General features: G+C 58.8%; 2 rRNA genes. Both read right to left on the reverse strand.

Annotated features, from left to right (window positions below):
- A 23S ribosomal RNA gene (locus tag ACFPCY_RS43060) occupies positions 1-88 on the reverse strand; the annotation flags it as partial.
- Positions 89-489: 401 nt separating this feature from the next.
- Positions 490-599: ribosomal RNA gene (locus tag ACFPCY_RS43065) — 16S ribosomal RNA — on the reverse strand; the annotation flags it as partial.

The raw sequence follows: 599 nt of genomic DNA on the forward strand, positions 1-599 counted from the left end.
CGACTCCCCGAGGCATATCGCAGGCTCCCACGTCCTTCATCGGCTCCTGATGCCAAGGCATCCACCGTATGCCCTTAAAAACTTGAACACACGAAACGATCAAACAAATCGCAACAGAGAACAAAACTCACAAAGGAGTCTCGTTCAGAGATGCTCGCGTCCACTGTGTAGTTCTCAAAAAACAACCGGGCCCACCAAGACGACCGAACAGTGACCTGTCCGGCCGAACCTGGTCCCGCAGTCCAGAAGATCCAGACACTCACGTGCCCGTTCCTTCAGGACCCAACAGCGTGTCCAACCAGGCGGCATCCCCTCGACTGCGTTCCACACGACCAGGTCGCAGTACTAGCAGCAAGACAACCCCACCGGGTTGAGTAGCCAGTGCTCCACATCTATGAGCAGCCACCCAGCGAACATTCGCCGCTGATAATGGCCACCGGCGACGCCCTCCCAGCAGGGGGAGCTGCATCGTCGATTGATGCTCCTTAGAAAGGAGGTGATCCAGCCGCACCTTCCGGTACGGCTACCTTGTTACGACTTCGTCCCAATCGCCGGCCCCACCTTCGACCGCTCCCCCCCTTACGGGTTGGGCCACGGGC

This window comes from Actinomadura gamaensis, assembly GCF_042652125.1.
Classification (GTDB): Bacteria; Actinomycetota; Actinomycetes; order Streptosporangiales; family Streptosporangiaceae; genus Spirillospora; species Spirillospora gamaensis.